The following is a 16,120-nucleotide window of genomic DNA, read 5'->3' as shown; positions in this document are numbered from 1 at the left end:
AAAAAACGAGAAGAGACAGCCACTAAAAAATCAAAATAAGAACTTATCCCATCAACCCTGTCATAAGGATAGCTGCCACAAGGGCAAGAATAGCATAGAACTCAGGAAGAGCCGCCATCACAAGACCGGGCACAAGGGTGTTATGGCCTGATCCAATAGCCGCCGCACTGGAGGCACAGACCTTTCCCTGATAAATAGCCGACACAAGACCAGCAAGTCCCACCATAATCCCGGCCCCAAGCATCACCGCACCCTGCAAAAGGGTAAGTTCAGGCTTCATATAACTCTGATAGAAGAAGAAACTCACAAACCCATAAATACCCTGGGTTGAGGGAAGCACCGAAGCCACCAGAAGCGTACCAAAGGCATCCGGACGCTTCTTGAGAGCCCCAATAGCCGTACTTCCACTGATCACCAGCCCCATAGCTGAACCCACACCGGGCATACCCACCATAAGTCCAAGCCCAATACCGCCTAAAATCAAAGCCAATGCGTTTTCCATAGTCTACTCCTTTTGCATATATTCTCTATGTCGAAACGGTTCATACCGTCTCCCACCACCCTGATAGTCCATGGTCTTGAAAAACTCAAGAAAGGTCAATCGTAGTGGATGAACAAAAGCGCCTAAAAGAGCAAGCGCTAAATTCAGTCCATGCCCTATCACCAGAATCAGACCCATTCCCACCCAGTTGAGAATCCCCGGGTTATCCCCCCGTGCCATCAGAGCAATCTGGTTGAAGGCACTCCCGAGCATCCCCCCGGAAAGACCAAGGGCAAAGAGTCGAATATACGAAAGAATATCCCCCGGAAGACCTGTAACCGTCCCATACAACTCCCATAGTCCAAGAAGAGGTCGCACCCAGAGTTTATTCTGGGGATTATTGAAAAGAAGGATAAGTCCAACACCAATCACCGCCATCACACTCCCCACCATGACGGCATTGGGTATAGCTTCCACCCACGCCCTCACAGCAAATGGCCCGATAGAAAATCCCGCCGGAGAAAGCGCCGCAATCATGGCTATGAGTACACCCCCCATCAAGAGAAGCGTTCCCAACGGATGAAGGGCATACACTACCCCATCCATACGGATCTTGTTTATGATCTTCACTATCAAACCGATAGACAACTGAAGAACTCCTAACATCAAAGAAAAGGCCATGGCATCATTGATATTAGCAAAAAAAACCGTCCCTTTCCATTCGCCGGGCAGAATACCGGTGAGCTGCACCCCAAAGAAGCTATTGAGTACCCATCCAGCCACAATAGTCATCACACTAAACACCACTCCAAGCCAGGCAAGTCTTCTGGCCGATCCCTTCGTGAGAAACACAAGCGCAAGGGTAATAAGAAGCATAATAGCCCCATACCCCACATCCGCCATACAGAGCCCAAAAAAGAGCGCAAAAAACGGGGCCACTAACGGCGTAGGATCAATCTCATAATACGAAGGCACACTATGAAGGGTGAGAATAGGTTCAAAAAGACGACTGAAAGGGTTATTTCTGAGAAGCACCGGCACATTCTCTCCCGGTTTTGGATCTTCAATGAGATAGACTATGGTATAAGACTGAAGAAGCGCCTCAATCTTTGGCCGTTTCTTTTTTGGAAACCATCCCTGCAGGAAACGCACTGTTCCCTCAGCCTCCGGGAGAGCTGATACCTCAGCCAGCCTGTAGGCCAACCTATCCTCAATGAGGAGTTTTTCCCTCTCTAAAAGATCCATCATCGGGACAAGGTGTTCCAGTTCAAGGAACCACTCAGAAAGCGTCGCCTCTCTGATGGCAATCTCCTTTTCTAAGGCCTCCATAGAAATCGGGCGATACGCCACCTCATAGGGTTTGAGCGCCTCAATCTCCTCCCCCATTGGGGTAATAGCCACAAAATACACCGTTTTCCCCACCTGGTTGATCTTCTCTACAGGGAGGTCGGTGGCAAGCCTCTTGTAGGCTGACTCAAGGGCCATATAAAAGCGAATAGAAAGCCCAAGAGATTCAAGTTTGGCTTTGTCTTCTGAACCAAACTCTCCCCACACAGAAATCTCTTTGAGCGTCCTTTCCATACTCTGAATCTCTGCCTGAAGCTGCTGGATGGCATTTTGCTTTTCTACCACCCAACGAGCAACCTCAAGGGGAACATCCTGAATAACCTCTTTCTGAAGCTTTTTCTCCTCTTTGACATACCCTTTCAAAATCCGCAGGGCATCATCAAGAAGTTTCTTCTCCGCCTCAAGACGCTTGATCTCCTCATCATCTGTGGTCATGGTTTCAATATGCACAAGCCCAAGGTTTTGCAAATCCTGAAGGAGTTTCTCCATTTCCTGATGGTAAATGAAACAGGAGAGTTTCTGCATTTTCTCAATCATGCTATCCCTCCCCACCCTCAATCACCTTCTGCTTGGTGATCTTTTGTGCTGATTTCTCAAGGTTATCCACATCCTCAAGAAATCTCTTGATCTTTCGGATGGCCTCTTCGTACGCAGGAATCTGCACCTTCTCGTAGAGATTGACCTTCTGGGTGGTTTTCCTTCTCGCATAATCCAGGATGGCCATCTTTCTCTCAAGGATCTTGAGCCTTGAGAGAATCCTCGCTATTTTTTCCAGTTGCTGAATACCCTCGGTATACCACATAGGGGTATGAAAAAGCGAATAGGCCCCCACCTTCATCTTCACATCAGAAAAATCAGGGGTCTTCACTCCCGCAATCTTCTGGGTAGTAATCACCACCTCCTCAAGAAACACAAGCCCCTCGGGAAACTCCGCCCAGAGGCGGATGTTTCCCTCCATCTCCTTGAGATAACGATCAAACTCCTCTGCAATTTTATCCCTCTCCTCCTTGAGCCTTTTTACTGTGAGACGAAGAGCTGTCTCCTTACTCTTCAAGGTAGGAAGGGCATTCTGGCGTATCTTGATCTGTTTTTGCATGGCCTGCATGGCCAGTTTGTTAAACTGATACTTGATCGCCATACCTTACTGTCCTTTCCAGTACTTGTCCATGAGTTCTTTTTTGATACCCACTTCATTGCGGTTAAAGTACTTGGCAAAGAGTTCCCAGGCTGTATCAAGCATCTCATCCACGGCTATATTCACATCAATAGCGAGAAGCTTCTCTGAATACTCACGGGCAAACTGAATACAGCGTTCATCATAGTCAGTCAGGTCAAACCCATTATCCCGCTTGGTTTTGGCATTGGCAGCGTCGGCATAGAGACGAACCGCCGCATTCATCACCTGGGGATGATCTTCCCTGGTCTTCTTTCCAATCACGAGCTGCTTGAGACGAGAGAGCGAACGGAAGGGATCCACAATCACCTTGTTAATATCACTATCCTTGCGAAGGAAAAGCTGCCCCTCGGTAATATACCCCGTATTGTCAGGAATAGCATGGGTAATATCCCCACCAGAAAGAGTCGTTACCGCAATAATCGTAATCGAACCGCCAGATGGGAACTGGACGGCCTTTTCATAAATCTTGGCAAGGTCTGAGTAGAGGGAACCTGGCATAGAGTCCTTGGAAGGAATCTGATCCATCTTGTTTGACACAATAGCCAAGGCATCCGCATACAGCGTCATATCAGTGAGAAGCACTAGTACTTTTTCGTTCTTGTCAACAGCAAAATACTCCGCCGCCGTGAGAGCCATATCAGGAATCAGAAGCCTCTCTACAGGTGGATCCTCTGTGGTATTCACAAAAGAAACAATCTTACTGAGAGCCCCAGCGTTATCAAAAAGATGCTTGAAATAGAGATAGTCATCATTGGAAAGCCCCATGCCCCCAAGAATAATCTTGTCTGCACGGGCACGAAGGGCCACATTGGCCATCACCATATTGTATGGCTGATCCGCATCAGCAAAGAAAGGAATCTTCTGCCCGGTCACTAACGTATTATTCAGGTCAATACCCGCAATACCTGTAGCGATGAGTTCCGATGGCTGTTTACGACGAACAGGGTTTACCGACGGAGAACCAATCTCCCTTTCCTCACCCTCAATTTCCGGTCCCCCGTCAATAGGCTGTCCATACGCATTGAAAAAGCGCCCGGCAAGTTGATCAGAAACCTTGAGTTTCGGGGGAGCCCCTGTGAAAACCACTTCGGCATTGGTACCAATCCCTGCTGTCCCCTGGAAAACCTGAAGGGTGACCTCATTACCCTGGATCTTCACCACCTGAGCAGGCCGCCCATTCACATAAGCAAGCTCCTCATAACTCACCCCCTCAGCAATCAGAGAACAGGTTGCCTTGGTAATCTTGGTTATCTTTGTATAAATCTTTTGAAATGCCTGGCCACTCATGCGTTTTTCCTCCTTTCTGCTATGGCTTCACGGAGTTCCTTCTCATACTGGAGAAACTTCTCCTGTTTGAAGGGACTGTAGTTCATCTGTTTCATGATATTGATGAGCCGCTTGAAATACTGCCCTACCTCTTCAAAAGACGAAAATTCAAACTCACTTTCTAAAATCTCTGTCACTAAATCAAGCATGTATTTCTGTCTTTCTAAAGGCGTAATGGCATCAATCTCATCAAACGCATCCTGCTGATAAAGCACAAAGTCAATGGTCTCCGATTTCCAGTAGGTGACATGATAATCAATAGGCACTCCATCATCACCAAGAATGGTAATCTGGTCATACGCCTCTTTTCCCCTCAGTGTCCAGTTGCGGGCGTTGTACACTTTCTCCACCCAGTCAGAACCAAGTCGCTTATTGAGATACTCCTGAATCTCTGGATATTCAAGGTATTTTGAATAACTATCGATAGGATCAATGGCTGGATAACGCTTGGAATCTGCTCTTGCCTGAGCAAGGGCATAAAAACAGCGAGCCGCCTTCTTGGTAGCCTCTGTCACCGGTTCTTTCAAATTTCCACCCGCTGGAGATACAGTGCCGATAAAAGTCACCGATCCCGTCTGTCCATTGTTGAGATAGACAATACCCGCACGGGAGTAAAAGTTGGAGATCACCGCAGGCAAATCCATGGGGAAGGCATCCGGCCCAGGAAGTTCCTCCAGTCGGTTGGACATCTCTCGAAGAGCCTGAGCCCATCTCGATGTCGAGTCGGCCAAAAGAAGCACCCGAAGTCCCATATTTCGATAGTACTCTGCAATGGTCATCGCCGTATACACCGAAGCCTCACGAGCAGCTACCGGCATGTTTGACGTATTACAGATGATGGTGGTTCTTTCCATGAGTTTTCGACCTGTACGTGGATCGATGAGTTCAGGAAACTCAGTGAAAATTTCCACCACCTCATTGGCACGTTCTCCACAAGCCGCAATGAGAATCAAATCCGCCTCAGCATTTTTCGAGATAGCATGCTGCAACACCGTTTTTCCACACCCGAAAGGTCCAGGAATAAATCCCGTTCCCCCTTCTGCCATGGGATTGAAGGTATCAATGATACGAATACCTGTTTCCATCACCTTGAAGGGCCTGGGCTTCTCACGATAACAGCGAATCTCTTTTTTGACAGGCCATCGCTGCACCATGGTGACTTCCTCGGTTACCCCATCCTCATTCTCAAGTACAGCGACAACATCCTTCACCCTGTAGGAACCAGCAGACACAATGGACTTCACTCGCCATTTGCCCTCCAGCTTGAAAGGCACCATAATCTTGTGGTCAATCCAGTTTTCCTTCACAGAACCAAGCCAGTCTCCGGCCTGAACACTGTCCCCTGCCTTCACAAGGGGCTTGAAATCATACTTGGCCTCATAATCAAGGGGCTCGGTATACTCCCCTCGACGCAAGAAAATCCCCTGTTTCTTGTCAAGATCATTCTGAAGACCATCAAAGTTCTTGGAGAGAAGCCCGGGCCCGAGTTCCACCTCAAGCATATGGCCTGTAAATTCCACCTCCGTCCCCACCTTGAGCCCACGGGTGGATTCAAAAACCTGAACATAAGCTATATTTCCGGTTATCTTGATCACCTCACTCATCAAACGGGCATCCGGCATCGCGATAAAGGCAATCTCATTCTGCCCAACAGGACCATCCACTTCAACCGCAACTAAGTTGGCGATAATGCCTTTTACTTTTCCCTTGACCATTATTTCCTCCCTTGGCGGATGTCGAATTCATGTGAAAATACTATCTTGGATTCAATAGAATGAATAAGAGACTGGAGTTTTTTCTTGCCCTCTTCTGTCACCAGTGAAAGCCAGCGTGTCACCATAGCAAGTCTCAGCACATAACTATATACCTCATGAGCAGAAAAAGGTTCAAGCATCACCCTTTCCTCAAGCCATTTCCACCGTACCTCATCAAAGAGAAGTTCCATTTCTAAGAGTCGTCCACTCTCATACATCTGGGCTGCCTTCTCGATAAACTCAAACTCTCCACCCACCCCAAAATCCGGAGAAGAGCTTCGACGCATGAGATCTGAAAACTCCCCCACAGGTAACATAGCTCTCTCCATGGGCCGATGATAGCGTCTGGCCACAAGACCGGCCTTGATATTGCGAAGATGCGCCTCGCGCTCATAGTACTCTCTGACAAAGACGTCAGAGAAATCATCAAGGTGCTCATATAAAAGCACCGTCAATTCCTCTTCAGGCAAAAGGTCGGGATAGATCCGTCTCTCACTCTGATAGGCAAACCAGTATTCCGCTAAGAAAGGAAGAAAACTCTCACTATCCTTCATGTTCTCTTCAAACTCTTCCTGGGTATAATACGCGGGGTACTGATACACAAAATCCGGCTTGCCATAGTTCACCGCATTGGCAATATCATTGAAAAGAAAAAGAGACCTGAGTCCCTCAAAATCCTTCTCGGTCATCTCTTCGGCACAGAGATTCCACACTTCCTCAAGCGTATTCCCAACCTTCTCGGCCTCAAGAGAGATATCATAGAGACTGGAAAGCAGGTAGTAATACTGCACTACTTTCCTCCAAAGAGCATCTCTTTTGCCTGTGGCTTCAAAAACGACTGGAAGAACTCAGCAAAATCCTTCTCTGTAAACGAGAGAACAAACGATCCATCTTTGGGGACAATCCTGAATCCTCCCTCCATCCTCGATTCAAACTGGATATCAAGCCCCTTTTCAAGAAGAGCGGCCGCCTTTGCCTTGAACCAGGCAAGGAGTTTTTCTTTGTGTTTTTCCGGGAGAACCACAGTGATATCAAATCGCCCCTCTTCGTTTGACCAGTGCCTGGCTAACGTAAGAATCACCTCTCCCACCACGTTCTCATCAGAGAGGGTTTCTTTCAGCGAAGGCTTTATCACCGACTCCACCACAAGACGGGTTATCTCCTGCCTGAGGCTTGCCATAGCCTGTTCAGAAGCCATCTTTACCTCAGAAAGGGTGCGTTGTCTGAGCTGTTCTGCTTCCTGCTCAGCCTTTTTTATCATCTGTTCGGCATCCTTTTTTGCCTTCTCGAGGATTTTGTTTGCTTCCTCTTCTGCCTTCCGGATAATCATCTGGCCCTCTTTCTGGGCTTTCTCAAGACCCTCGGCATAAATCTTCTGGGTAAGTTCTTTAAGCTTTCCTTCCATAGAGGCTATCCTCCCGGATTTTCGTTTGGAGTATTATACCTCTTTTTGAGCTTTTTGTCTATATTTTGAAAAGATTTTCTGAGGAAAGGTGCAATAAATTTTCTTTATGAGACCCTTGCACGGGTGTTTTCTTCCCCTGTTTGGGTCAGGGGCTACGCCCCTCTTCCCCGTTTTTTCTGTTTACAAGGGCTGGTTTGTCTTTTTTATTCAAAAAATCGGTTTATTTATTACGACAAGGAACATTTTGATACTAATTTTTGTTTCTTTATTACTTTTTTGAGACCTTTGCACATTCGTGCAAAGGTCTCTTTATGTGAAAGAAAGCGTCCTCAAATTCAGGGTGTAACCTCAAAAATTCCATCTTTTTTTCACAAAAAAGGCCCACTGGATACCCAGTGGGCCTTCGAGGCATGATTATTTAGTCTTTGGAGGAGTTGTGGGTTTTGGTTGCGTATTGGTATTGGTTGTAGGAGGTGGAGTTGTCGGTGGCACAGGAGCCGCATTGGTTTGGGTATTGGTTTGTTTCTGTTTCTTGAGTTCTTCAATCCGAAGTTCCTCCTGTCGCTTCTGGACCTCTTCCTCAAGCTGTCTGGCCTTGATCTCCTCTTCTCGATACGCAAAAGCACTGTTGGGAAGAAGATACTGATAATTCAGGCTCACACTTGGCTCAAGTTTTCCCATATTGACCCCCCACTGAAGGGAAGAATCCAGCGTCACCTGATGGCTGTAATTGAAAACATACGTGAAACCAAGCCCAAAGGTGAAATTAAGCACACCGGTCAATTTGGCTACGAAAAGATCTATCTCATCTCCAACCTTCCGAGGTTCAAAGATCATCCCCGCACGAACAGCAAGCATCTCTCCCTTATAAAGACTCGTGGGGAAAAGATCACCCGCCGTCAGTTGCCAAAATTCATATCCCACATGCCAGGAAGAATCCGCCTGGCGGTTGTCATTTGTTTCCTTGTTCCATTCACGACCATAGGAGACATATCCAACACCAAGTTTGGCTTTTTTCATGAAAAAAAGATTTCCCATCTCCATATTGGCCCCTATACGGAGTTCCGATGGAAGCACATCCTGCCCATCAGGGAGGATAGAGACATTGGGGGAAATAAGGTTTTTGTACACAAGACCCAAACGAATCGTTTCACTGAAGTCATAAGTTACCCCCACGTCCATACCAAATCCCAAACGACCCATAGCCCCTTTCAGTTCAGGGTTGGCTGTGGTATCCTCGAAACCACCCACCCCGATATCATACAAACTCAGTTTCGTTCCCACAGAGATTTTGGCTCCACGAGAAAGTACGTCATTGAGATCCTTCGCATAGACAAGACTATACACTCCCTCATGGTAATACTCCACCGTATTGTCAGAAAGACCATCCGGACCTATCAGACTCAATCGATGGAAAGAGAGTCCTATGGCTCCACGCTTCGTAAAGAAATTATCCACAGGAATGGTAAAACGGTTCCAGAAGGGGGCCACGAGATTTACATCGATGACGTTGATCATCGATTTATCATCAAATCCCGCATAGGGTGTATTCCATCCAGTATAAAATTGAATGCTTCTGGCCATACTGATCGTCGCAGGATTATAATGCATGGTATTTACCCCATCAAAATCGCCAAAGATAGCATTTCCCATTCCCTTACTTCGCATGGTCCAGCCAATATCCTCAAAACTTCCAAACATCGTTGATGCCACTATCATCAGACTCACAAAAAAGGAGATGTATCTCATAGTATCCTCCTGCATTCTCTCTTTACAGTATCGGCGAGCTCGTTTTATATCTTCATTTTTTTGCAAAAATCCCGCCGCATCTGTATAGTATACACATCTTCACTTTCTTCACTATAATATACCATAAACGGGGCAAAAAAATGAAATCTTTTCGAAAAATCTTTTGGTTTTTGTTTATCTTTTTAGTGGCCTGTGAACAAAAAAACCCTTCTCGTTCGTTCTCTTTCTCCGTGAGTTGGGAATGGCAGGCCCCTCAAAATGCCTTTATTCAAGATGCCCATGCCATAGGAGAGTTTGTCTTTCTCACCCTCAATACCGGAGAAATCGCCTTTTTCCCCATTGAGCGCCCAAATGAAATTACACTCCTCCCCTTTTCAGAAAGCGGGCTTATTTCCCTTCTCTGGCTCTCTGCCAACACCAATGAAGCCCAGGGTATCGCCTGGACAACCACAGGAAATAGCCAGAGCCTTGTATGGTTTTCTCTTGGCCTCTCCTTCTCAAACACCAATACCCCTTCTATTATCACCCAGGCCTCTCTTACCTACAACCAGATATACGGCATGGCAAAAATCTCGAATGTCCTTTTCTGGGCCGCCGATGGACTTTTCTTTTCCCAGGACGCAAGCTCCTCGTTTCTTCCCAACTCTCCCCAATCCCTCCCATTCCCTTATCCCTTTCGTATCTGGAGCATAGCCCAATACCAGTCCATGCTCTACATCGCTCAGGGAGACAAAGGGCTTACCCTCATAGACCAGAAACGAAAAAGGATAACCAACTACTCCTGGATTATCGGTTCCATCAGTTCCCTCTCTGTTCTCCCCCAGGAAAAAAGGCTTATCCTCGCGGATAGGATTAATGGCGTGAGAGCCTATGATATTCACTCCCCATGGACCCCCTCTTTTCTTGCGGTGTATGAAGCGTTAGGAAACACGATGGATATTGCCCTCACCCCGGCGGGAATATGGCTTGCCGATCAATACAACGGAATCTCTCTTCTCAAACTCCAGGATAACGCCTTTGTTCTTCTCACCAACATCCAGGGAAGAGTCGTTTCCCATGTTATCCCCCTTCACAACGGCGAAAAACTCCTCTTCTGGCACCAGGATAGGGTTCTTCTCACCACCGTGAACGTGCCTTGAGACGACGCTTTGGTCCAAGAAGGACCCAGAGCAGTCCCATCCCCATTCCCCCTACATGAGCCAGATAGGCTACGCCACCGGAGAACTCAATATTCCCCACCATGAGAAGAGAATTGAGAACCTGGATCACGGCCCACATAAAGATATAAAAAAAGGCTGGAATTCGAACAGGCACTAAGAAAAACCCAAAAAACACAAGCGTCACCACATTCTTGGTAGGGAAGAAAAACATATAGGCTATCACCACCGCTGAAATGGCGGCACTTGCCCCCACCATGGGAATAGTGGAACTCCCCAAAAAGGCTCCCTGAACAAGCGCCCCAACCACCGCCGAAAGAAGATAAAACACCAGATAGGAAAAATGCCCGATTCTATCTTCTACATTATCCCCAAAGATATAGAGAAAAAGCATATTCCCCAAAAGATGAAGCCACCCTCCATGAAGAAAAGCATAACTGACAAGCCGATAGGCATGAGACATGGGATCTGCCCAGAATGGTCCGGCTACAAAGGCATATTCCCTCATCCAGGCTTCATACAGAGCAGGATGAAAAAAACCATACACAAAAATTCCAATATTCAAAAGAAGCAACACCGTATTCACGATAGGAAAAGAGTACCTCGGATTTTCATCACCAATTGGTATCATGCGATCCTACCTGAAAAAGAGTTTGCTGGGATTTTCTTTGATCTTTTTACTGAACTCCTCAAGGTTTTTGATGGTATTTTCAAGCGATGTTTTCATCTCTTTGTCTTTCAAGAGCGCAATGACGCTATTTTTATCCGAAGCGATACGATTGAGTTCCTGGGAGAGCTTGCGAAGTTCCTCTGCGGTTGTCTGAATATCCCTGATGGCACTGGCCACCTGCTTCTCATCCACCGCCTCAATACGCTTGTTGAGCTGGGCTGAAGCCACCTCTAAATTGAGAATGATGGTATTCACATGCTTGATCATATCCTCAGAGAAACGAAGGGCCTTGCTGAGATTGGCCATACTTGAACGAATATCGGCACTATTGTCCTTGACAAGGGCATTCAATCCTGCAATGAGTTCAGCCGTATTCTCAAAGGTAGCCTTCACCTGATAAAGGGTATCCACGTTTTCACCGGAAACAAGGCTCTGAAGCCCTACTCCCGCCACTTCCAGTACCCGTGAAAATCCCATAGGGGTCACCCCTAAGATTTCCTCATTGTTGGTATAGAAATCTGTCGTCGCTGGATTATAATGAGAAATATTGATGTATTTCTGCCCAACTAAACTCGTGGAATAAATATTGAATTCAGCCCCACGGTTGATCTTGAATTTTTTCTGGATATAGACCGTAACCACTAACTTTCCCTCTTTGAGATCGATCCTATCCACATACCCAATCGATGGTCCACCCGCAATCTTGACCTTCGCCCCAACCTGAAGATTATCCAGAAAGGTATAGACAAGGTGAAGCTTGTACGCCCCACCAAGGATGGCGTTATACTTTCCTGCAAAAATGATAAACCCCACAATGAGAACAATGCCCAAAAATCCAAATACCCCTACATAAAGGGCTTTCTTTTTCAGCTGTTTTTCCATACCTCACCTCCAGCCTGTGCTGATGTTTTTATCGCCTGAAGTTGTTTCTGATACTCTTCTGTGATGGGCCCCTGGGATCTCCCCTCCACAAACTGTTTCACATAGGGGTTCGTCGTTTGTTTGAGTTCTTCGGGAGTCCCCTCAAAAAGAAGTTTCCCCTTATAAAGCATCCCGATTCTATCCCCCACAAAAAGGGCACTCTTGATATCATGGGTAACCACCACAAAGGTAATCTGAAGTTTTTTCTTCAAATCCACCATGAGATCATTGATGGTCGCCGTCGTCACAGGATCAAGCCCCGTTGTTGGTTCATCAAAGAGCACAATCTCCGGTTCAGCTACAATGGCTCTGGCCAAAGCTACACGCTTCATCATCCCTCCCGAGAGAGATGCAATCGCAAAATCCTCAATCCCCGGAAGCTCCACAAGTTCTAAGGCCCGTCTCATCCGCAAGAGTTTCTCCTCCTGGCTCATCGTTGGTCTCAGATGATCAAGGGCGAAGAGAATATTCTCCCCCACGGTAAGAGAATCAAAAAGGGCTCCTCCCTGAAAAAGCATCCCGAACCGACAACGAAGAGAAGAAAGCACCTCAGAATTATCATAATCAAGCCGTATCCCATCAATATAAATCTCCCCACTATCCGGTCTCATCAACCCAATCAGGTGCTTCAGAAGCACACTCTTGCCCACCCCACTCTGTCCGATGAGAACAAAGGTCTCTCCTTGAGCAATAGAAAGCGACACCCCATCCAGCACCTTCTTTTTGTTGAGCGTTTTGTGAAGGTCATAGACTTCAATAATAGCCGCCATCAGAATATCCCTCCACTCACAATCATAAAAAGGGTGCCCAGTACATAATCTAAAAAGATCACCATCACACTACTCGTCACCACTGATCGGATGGTGGCGTTTCCCACACCGGCTGCCCCTCCGCCGGCCCGAAAGCCCTCAAAGGTACTCACAAGGAGAATAAATCCCCCAATAAACAGCATTTTGAAAAGAGATTCAAAAATATAGGAGATCTTCAGAGGAATCTGAGCCCATTCAATATATACAGCCGTCTGAACCCCATGAACCCCTGATATCATCATCCATCCCCCAACAAGGGAAAAGACAATAGAAATCAGCCCCAATACCGGGAGAGAAATCATACCAGCAAGTACCCTTGGAACCACAAGATACTCAATCGGGTCCACCCCCATCGTTTCAAGGGCGTCGATCTGCTCTGTTACCCTCATTGTCCCCAAGTGAGCTGTCACCGAAGAACACACCCGGCTCACCACAATAAGCGCCGTAAGCACAGGTCCCAGTTCCTTCACCAGGGCCACAGATAGTCCCCCGCTCAGATACTGAGCCGTCCCCATGATGATACTTTCAAGGGCATTTCCAAGCGAAAGCCCCATAATAAGCCCAGAAAAAAGCCCCGTAAGAATCACCACAGGAATAGACTCAAAGCCCACCATATAGACCTGCCTGAGAAGTTCCTGCCACTGGTGCATACCACGCCAGAAGCGTTTCCCCACCGCAAGCAAAAAGAGAAAAAACTCCCCTATCTCATGAAAAAAGATGATCACTTTTTCCTTAAAATTCACGCTCTCCTCCCCCATGTCTCTCCGGAGAAGACACGAAACCCTTTTCTAACTCTTCAAATCGAGTGGTTTCTCCAAAGAAGGCAAGTTCTACAGAACCCACCGCTCCATTTCTCTGCTTGGCAATAATGACCTCAACAATGTTTTTCTTTTCCGTATTGGGCTTGTAATACTCCTCACGATAGAGAAACATCACAAGATCCGCATCCTGTTCAATGGCACCCGAATCACGCAGATCCGAGAGAATAGGCCTATGATCCTCACGCTGATCCACCGCACGAGAAAGCTGAGAAAGCACCATCACAGGAATATCAAGTTCCTTGGCCAAGGCCTTGAGATTACGAGAAATATATGACAACTCCTGAACCCGGTTACTCACAATCGAATCTGACGTCCTGATCAGCTGGATATGATCAATGATAATCAGTCCTAAATTCGGATAACGAGACTTCGCCCTTCTTGCCTTGGACCTGAGTTCATTGAGAGAAATAGCCGGCGTGTCGTCTAACAAAATATTCTTACGAGAGAGAGAACCGGCCGTATCGACGAGTTGATCCATCTCCTCCTTGGTAATCTTAGCCGAGCGTATTTTGTAAAGCGGTATCCTGGAAGCACAGGAAATAGCACGAAAGGCTAACTCAAGATTACTCATTTCAAGCGAAAAGATCATCACCGCCACATCAGGGTGAACTTCGGTGAGACGAAGGGCAATATTGAGGGCAAAAGCCGTCTTTCCCATAGAAGGGCGAGCAGCAAGGACAATCATATCCTGTTTCTGAAGCCCCAAAATCTTCTCATCAAGATCATGATACCCGCTTGAATACCCGGAAAAAACCACCTCTCCCCTTTTGTGAAGTTCAACCGTACTCACTCCCCTCATGAGCACATCTTTGATATGGACAAAATCCGTTCTCAAACGACGATTCGTCACATCAAAGATGCTTTTCTCCGCCTCATTACAGATCTCCTCAATAGCTCGCTGAGACTCATAACACGTCTGAATAATCCCTTCCGATGCCCTGATAAGGGCCCGAAGAAGCGATTTCTCAAGAAGAATATTCTTATAAGCTGTAAAATGAGAAACTATAACAGGAGCATCCTGAATCTGGGCAAGATATGAGATCCCTCCCGCCCTTTCCAGAAGCTTCTTTTTCTCCAACCACTCTGAAACGGTGACAGGGTCCACCCCCTGCCCATGATCTGCCATATCCACAATCGCACGGAAAATAAGACGATGACGTTCGTCAAAAAAATCGTCCTCCTGAACATCCCCTATTTCGCTCAAAACCCTGGGGGTCTTGAGTAAAACCCCCAGGAGAGCCTTTTCTGCTTCAGAACTGTATGGTGGCAGTCGCTTGAGTAACTCTTCTCCTGCCATACCAATCCTATGCTGGTTTCACCACAAGCTTGATTTCTGCAGTGACACCTTCATCAAGACGCACGCGAACCGTATGCTCACCAATGGTCTTGATATGTTCGTTCACAATCTTTCTCTTTTCGATAGTATAGCCCTTTTCAGAAAGCAAGGTGGCCACATCAGCATTGGTGATAGAACCAAAGAGACGATTCCCTTCTCCTACACGAGCCGATATCTCCAGCACTTCTTTCTCCAAGGCCTCTTTGAGCTGCATGGCATTCTCATACTGCTGCTTCGCCTTCTCTGCAAGCTTGGCAGCCAATCTCTGAAAATGATGTTCCTGTTCTTTTGTGGCTAACACGGCAAGCTTCTTGGGAATCAGATAATTTCTCCCATAGCCATCTCGAACTTCTTTTATCTCTCCAGCCTTGCCAAGCCCAATCACATTTTCCAGCAAAATCACACGCATAGAAGTCCTCCTTATCGTGTTTCTTTTTTTTCTACAAAAAAATCACTCATCAGTCCTACACCAGCAAACACCCACACCCCAACCAGAAACTCCTCCCCTAACCAGAGTAGAAGCACCATCACCAAGGCCACAACCATCCAGAAGGGCAGACGTCTTCCTATGTGGGTATGAACCACCATGACCCCTCTCCACACAAAAAAGGAAAGGAGCACCATCCATGGCCCGGCCAGTAAACGCCCTATCCATAGCCTCTCTCTGGTCCCGATCAGCATAAGTCCAGAAAGCCCACCAAACACCATGACTTCTCTCAGAAGAGGCCTCCGGACCAAACGGTACCAGAGAGTGAAAGGGTATTTCCCATATACTCTATACACTCCCCACAGCATGTGAGCTACCAGATAACCCGCATACCAGGGGCGAAAAAACACCACAATATTTACCACCTCCGGCGAAAGAGACGCCTTCTCAGCCAGCGACCATAGCCACGGCCTGAGAAAAAACCACACCCTCTCCTCCGTAAACGCATACCAGACCATCAAAAGAAGAGAGAGTCCAAACCCTATCCCTATTCGCCATTTCGGAGGGCTGTACGCCAGAAGTGCGGCTACACCACACCCCACAAGCCCAGCAGGCCACCCTCCCAAAAACCAACCACCAACTCCTGCTACCCCAAGAGCACTTAGGCGACCAATGGGGGTAGCAAGCACCTTTGCCAGAATCACTATCCCCTCATGCACTCCCCACCCTACAAGGGCAAG

At 47.1% G+C, this 16,120-nt stretch carries 16 protein-coding genes; 1 reads left to right on the top strand and 15 read right to left on the bottom strand.

Annotated elements, in window-relative coordinates:
- Positions 1 to 43: 43 nt before the first annotated feature.
- The 8 genes from BREVNS_RS06090 to BREVNS_RS06055 all read right to left on the bottom strand — a co-directional run bounded on the left by BREVNS_RS06090 (position 44) and on the right by BREVNS_RS06055 (position 9,239).
- Positions 44 to 502: an ATPase gene (locus tag BREVNS_RS06090; RefSeq protein WP_483426131.1), complete on the bottom strand. Its 459-nt coding sequence runs from the start codon at positions 500 to 502 to the stop codon at positions 44 to 46.
- Positions 503 to 505: 3 nt separating this feature from the next.
- Complete coding sequence (locus BREVNS_RS06085) at positions 506 to 2,365, bottom strand: V-type ATP synthase subunit I (protein ID WP_483426130.1); 1,860 nt, start codon at positions 2,363 to 2,365, stop codon at positions 506 to 508.
- A 1-nt stretch (position 2,366) separates the two neighbouring features.
- Positions 2,367 to 2,966, bottom strand: coding sequence for a V-type ATP synthase subunit D (locus BREVNS_RS06080; RefSeq protein ID WP_483426129.1), 600 nt, complete (start codon positions 2,964 to 2,966; stop codon positions 2,367 to 2,369).
- 3 nt (positions 2,967 to 2,969) lie between these two features.
- On the bottom strand, positions 2,970 to 4,292 hold the full coding sequence (locus tag BREVNS_RS06075) for a V-type ATP synthase subunit B (RefSeq protein ID WP_483426128.1): 1,323 nt from the start codon (positions 4,290 to 4,292) through the stop codon (positions 2,970 to 2,972).
- Positions 4,289 to 6,049, bottom strand: a complete 1,761-nt coding sequence (locus tag BREVNS_RS06070) for a V-type ATP synthase subunit A (protein ID WP_483428039.1) — start codon at positions 6,047 to 6,049, stop codon at positions 4,289 to 4,291. The genes BREVNS_RS06075 and BREVNS_RS06070 overlap by 4 nt, the downstream gene beginning before the upstream one ends.
- A complete protein-coding gene (locus BREVNS_RS06065) occupies positions 6,046 to 6,876 on the bottom strand; it encodes a DUF2764 family protein (RefSeq protein ID WP_483426127.1) in 831 nt (276 codons plus the stop codon). The genes BREVNS_RS06070 and BREVNS_RS06065 overlap by 4 nt, the downstream gene beginning before the upstream one ends.
- Positions 6,876 to 7,490, bottom strand: coding sequence for a V-type ATP synthase subunit E (locus BREVNS_RS06060; RefSeq protein ID WP_483426126.1), 615 nt, complete (start codon positions 7,488 to 7,490; stop codon positions 6,876 to 6,878). Before BREVNS_RS06060 ends, BREVNS_RS06065 begins: the two co-directional genes overlap by 1 nt.
- 414 nt (positions 7,491 to 7,904) lie before the next feature.
- Positions 7,905 to 9,239, bottom strand: a complete 1,335-nt coding sequence (locus BREVNS_RS06055) for a hypothetical protein (RefSeq protein WP_483426125.1) — start codon at positions 9,237 to 9,239, stop codon at positions 7,905 to 7,907.
- A 140-nt stretch (positions 9,240 to 9,379) separates the two neighbouring features.
- Between BREVNS_RS06055 and BREVNS_RS06050 the strand changes: the two genes are divergently transcribed.
- Positions 9,380 to 10,378 carry a hypothetical protein gene (locus BREVNS_RS06050; protein ID WP_483426124.1) on the top strand — a complete coding sequence of 333 codons (999 nt, stop codon included), beginning with the start codon at positions 9,380 to 9,382 and terminating at the stop codon, positions 10,376 to 10,378.
- Here BREVNS_RS06050 and BREVNS_RS06045 read toward each other — a convergent pair.
- From BREVNS_RS06045 to BREVNS_RS06015, 7 genes are read right to left on the bottom strand one after another with little or no spacing between them, the layout of a single operon-like run.
- The gene (locus BREVNS_RS06045) at positions 10,356 to 11,027 is read right to left on the bottom strand and encodes a rhomboid family intramembrane serine protease (protein ID WP_483426123.1); all 672 of its coding nucleotides are present in this window, start codon (positions 11,025 to 11,027) and stop codon (positions 10,356 to 10,358) included. The genes BREVNS_RS06050 and BREVNS_RS06045 overlap by 23 nt on opposite strands.
- Positions 11,028 to 11,033: 6 nt before the next feature.
- Positions 11,034 to 11,948, bottom strand: a complete 915-nt coding sequence (locus BREVNS_RS06040) for an MlaD family protein (protein ID WP_483426122.1) — start codon at positions 11,946 to 11,948, stop codon at positions 11,034 to 11,036.
- The gene (locus BREVNS_RS06035) at positions 11,933 to 12,757 is read right to left on the bottom strand and encodes an ABC transporter ATP-binding protein (RefSeq protein ID WP_483426121.1); all 825 of its coding nucleotides are present in this window, start codon (positions 12,755 to 12,757) and stop codon (positions 11,933 to 11,935) included. The genes BREVNS_RS06040 and BREVNS_RS06035 overlap by 16 nt, the downstream gene beginning before the upstream one ends.
- Entirely contained in the window at positions 12,757 to 13,539 is a 783-nt protein-coding gene (locus BREVNS_RS06030; protein WP_483426120.1) for an MlaE family ABC transporter permease, read from the bottom strand. The genes BREVNS_RS06035 and BREVNS_RS06030 overlap by 1 nt, the downstream gene beginning before the upstream one ends.
- The gene (gene dnaB, locus BREVNS_RS06025; RefSeq protein ID WP_483426119.1) at positions 13,529 to 14,914 is read right to left on the bottom strand and encodes a replicative DNA helicase; all 1,386 of its coding nucleotides are present in this window, start codon (positions 14,912 to 14,914) and stop codon (positions 13,529 to 13,531) included. Before dnaB ends, BREVNS_RS06030 begins: the two co-directional genes overlap by 11 nt.
- Before the next feature lie 7 nt (positions 14,915 to 14,921).
- Positions 14,922 to 15,362, bottom strand: a complete 441-nt coding sequence (gene rplI / locus BREVNS_RS06020) for a 50S ribosomal protein L9 (protein ID WP_483426118.1) — start codon at positions 15,360 to 15,362, stop codon at positions 14,922 to 14,924.
- 11 nt (positions 15,363 to 15,373) lie between these two features.
- Entirely contained in the window at positions 15,374 to 16,084 is a 711-nt protein-coding gene (locus tag BREVNS_RS06015) for a hypothetical protein (protein WP_483426117.1), read from the bottom strand.
- Positions 16,085 to 16,120: the final 36 nt, after the last annotated feature.

It is taken from the genome of Longinema margulisiae, assembly GCF_025266855.1.
In the GTDB taxonomy this organism is placed as follows: domain Bacteria; phylum Spirochaetota; class Brevinematia; order Brevinematales; family Thermospiraceae; genus Thermospira.
The sequence above is the reverse complement of the archived record's forward strand: the minus strand, read 5'-3'. Positions and strand labels throughout refer to the sequence as shown.

What these genes read in the sequence shown, in the direction of transcription:
- BREVNS_RS06090 (WP_483426131.1), bottom strand. Translation starts at nt 502, where the DNA reads ATGGAAAACGCATTGGCTTTGATTTTAGGCGGTATTGGGCTTGGACTT.
- BREVNS_RS06085 (WP_483426130.1), bottom strand. Translation starts at nt 2,365, where the DNA reads ATGATTGAGAAAATGCAGAAACTCTCCTGTTTCATTTACCATCAGGAA.
- BREVNS_RS06080 (WP_483426129.1), bottom strand. Translation starts at nt 2,966, where the DNA reads ATGGCGATCAAGTATCAGTTTAACAAACTGGCCATGCAGGCCATGCAA.
- BREVNS_RS06075 (WP_483426128.1), bottom strand. Translation starts at nt 4,292, where the DNA reads ATGAGTGGCCAGGCATTTCAAAAGATTTATACAAAGATAACCAAGATT.
- BREVNS_RS06060 (WP_483426126.1), bottom strand. Translation starts at nt 7,490, where the DNA reads ATGGAAGGAAAGCTTAAAGAACTTACCCAGAAGATTTATGCCGAGGGT.
- BREVNS_RS06055 (WP_483426125.1), bottom strand. Translation starts at nt 9,239, where the DNA reads ATGAGATACATCTCCTTTTTTGTGAGTCTGATGATAGTGGCATCAACG.
- BREVNS_RS06050 (WP_483426124.1), top strand. Translation starts at nt 9,380, where the DNA reads ATGAAATCTTTTCGAAAAATCTTTTGGTTTTTGTTTATCTTTTTAGTG.
- BREVNS_RS06045 (WP_483426123.1), bottom strand. Translation starts at nt 11,027, where the DNA reads ATGATACCAATTGGTGATGAAAATCCGAGGTACTCTTTTCCTATCGTG.
- BREVNS_RS06040 (WP_483426122.1), bottom strand. Translation starts at nt 11,948, where the DNA reads ATGGAAAAACAGCTGAAAAAGAAAGCCCTTTATGTAGGGGTATTTGGA.
- BREVNS_RS06035 (WP_483426121.1), bottom strand. Translation starts at nt 12,757, where the DNA reads ATGGCGGCTATTATTGAAGTCTATGACCTTCACAAAACGCTCAACAAA.
- dnaB (WP_483426119.1), bottom strand. Translation starts at nt 14,914, where the DNA reads ATGGCAGGAGAAGAGTTACTCAAGCGACTGCCACCATACAGTTCTGAA.
- rplI (WP_483426118.1), bottom strand. Translation starts at nt 15,362, where the DNA reads ATGCGTGTGATTTTGCTGGAAAATGTGATTGGGCTTGGCAAGGCTGGA.